This window comes from Clostridia bacterium (genome assembly GCA_036562685.1).
Lineage (GTDB): Bacteria > Bacillota > Clostridia > Christensenellales > DUVY01 > DUVY01.
On record DATCJR010000145.1, the window covers coordinates 1 to 2,133 of the forward strand.

Annotated in this window: 3 protein-coding genes and 1 pseudogene; 3 read left to right on the plus strand and 1 reads right to left on the minus strand. The window is 37.6% G+C overall.

Going from position 1 to position 2,133, the window contains the following annotated elements; genetic code table 11:
* Nucleotides 1-257: 257 nt before the first annotated feature.
* The 3 genes and pseudogenes from VIL26_06870 (at nt 258) to VIL26_06880 (ending at nt 1,709) form a co-directional block, all read left to right on the plus strand.
* Nucleotides 258-500 (plus strand): annotated as a pseudogene (locus tag VIL26_06870) (hypothetical protein).
* Nucleotides 474-1,211 carry a M91 family zinc metallopeptidase gene (locus tag VIL26_06875; GenBank protein ID HEY8390651.1) on the plus strand — a complete coding sequence of 246 codons (738 nt, stop codon included), beginning with the start codon at nt 474-476 and terminating at the stop codon, nt 1,209-1,211. The pseudogene VIL26_06870 and the gene VIL26_06875 overlap by 27 nt, the downstream one beginning before the upstream one ends.
* A gap of 9 nt (nt 1,212-1,220) precedes the next feature.
* The gene (locus VIL26_06880) at nt 1,221-1,709 is read left to right on the plus strand and encodes a hypothetical protein (GenBank protein ID HEY8390652.1); all 489 of its coding nucleotides are present in this window, start codon (nt 1,221-1,223) and stop codon (nt 1,707-1,709) included.
* A gap of 19 nt (nt 1,710-1,728) precedes the next feature.
* On the opposite strand, the gene VIL26_06885 is transcribed toward VIL26_06880, so the two are convergent.
* Nucleotides 1,729-1,989, minus strand: coding sequence for a hypothetical protein (locus VIL26_06885; GenBank protein HEY8390653.1), 261 nt, complete (start codon nt 1,987-1,989; stop codon nt 1,729-1,731).
* Nucleotides 1,990-2,133 lie beyond the last annotated feature (144 nt).

Sequence of the window (2,133 nt, forward strand, 5' to 3'; positions counted from 1 at the left end):
GGGATAAAAGGGAGTACGCTGAACATTACGGGAGAACCGAAGTAGCTGCAGCCTGAACAGATTTTTTTTTCAATTGAAAAGCCCCGCTGAAAGCGTGAAAAATTATCTTAAAAAAAGATTTTTTTGTATTATAGAAATCAACTGAAAATAAAAAAACCTATTTTGGAGACTGTTAGAGCTCTTTGAAGAAGACACAAAAATCGCTTCCCGCAAAAGTTGGGGAGCTGTAAAATGGGGACGGTAATTATTATCCATTTGGTTTAGTTATGAGCGGAATAAGCTCAAAAGCTTTAAATGGAGCACCGGAAAACAAACGGAAATGGAACAAAGGTTCAGAATTACAATCGAAGGAATTTAGTGATGGCAGTGGGTTAGAATGGTATGCAACACCGTTAAGAACGCTTGACCCGCAAATAGGCAGATGGCATCAGATAGACCCCAAGCCCGATTATGCACAGAGCTTGTATAGCTCAATGGGTAATAACCCGATTTTGTATAATGACCCGTTAGGAGATACTTTAAGAGTTCAGTTTAGAACAGGCTTTTTAGGATTAGGCAAAAAACAAGAAGTCATTTATAACAATGGAAGTTTAACTAATAAGGATGGAAGTGCCTATGCAGGAAAAGTAAAGGGTTATTTGGGTAAAGTTGTTGGGGCATTAGGTTCGTTGAATAAGACAGCGGAGGGCAAATCAATGGTATCGGAGTTGCAGGGCTCTAATAATAATTTTACAATCAAGAATGGTTCAGCCAATTCATTTACCCCTTCAAATTTGACAGCTTCTTACGGAAATATTCCTTCTCTTCAAAAAGTTTCTAATGGTACTCTCCCAACTGGTGGCAGTGGAGGAACAATAGTTTGGAATCCTGGTATATCAACAAGCGGAATGAATACCGCAGGAAATACTGATAGACCAGCCTACATAGGATTAGGGCATGAAATGGCTCATGGACGAGATGCTAACCAAGGCACATTATATATTGGAAGTGATTATACAAACCCCTTAAACGGAAATTCTTACTTATCAAAAGACCAAGGGTTAAATAAATCGGAGTGGCGTGCAGTCTATTATGAAAATATAATTAGACAGCAAGCGGGATTGCCATTACGTACACAGTATGGCTTGCAAGATAACGGAGGTAGTTTTACAGGAACAGGCCCCTCCTTATTGACGCCAGCAGGACTTCCAATTAATTTTCCAATACAATAAATCAATCTCATGAAACAGAAATCAATTTTTATAGCGATAATGTTTTTAATCTTCTCATTCAATTTGCATGCTCAAAAGGAAGCTGCTCGTTGTAAAGGGAAGAGATATTGTGGATATATGTTTGATACAAGCTATATTGTTTTGAAGTCCATTAAAGATCAACAAAGCAGAATTATCTTATCATGCGATGATATACATACAGCGGAAGGAATTTTGAGAGAACAACTACCCATCTTAAACAGCAGTAAAGTAAACCAATCAAAAGGATGTCCTAATATCAATCAAAGGCTTAGTAAATATTGCAGGCAATATTTTGGCTTTATCAATACCAGAGGAGAAAAAATAATCTGGGTAAACCTGTTTTGGAATAAAGATTTAAAAGCCAGAGCAAAGTATGATTTAATCAGTGTTAACGATGGCTGTAGCTATTATTGGAATGTAGAAGTTAACATAACGGCGAGAACTCTGTCAAACCTTCAAATAAATGGCAATGGATAAAAAAAGCCCATGCCGGGCTTTAGTGCCTTCCTTTTGTATAGGCAATGTGGTTGCGTGGGATATTGATGCTGCGTTGTCGCATGATGGAATCATACGTTTTTTTCCAGAGTTTAGTAGAATCCCAATGCTGTATATTAAATGCGCTGTCGGGTATGCCGGGCAGTTTATACATTCTAAACTGCTTCATGTAATCCGGCAGTGAATCTTTGCCCTGCTGTTTGGCAGACAAATGATTGACGGCAAAGAAAATCAGGAAAAATAAGATCAGTTTACTGTTCATAAGGACACTATACCAAAAACTGTGTAAACATAGAAAATCGGGGTTCGTATGAACTCCGATTTTTTTACTTTTAAACTTTACACAGAATGATGAAAGCAGAAGATTTTTTATCAGACGATTTTTTGAAGCAATTTAAGAGCGGTA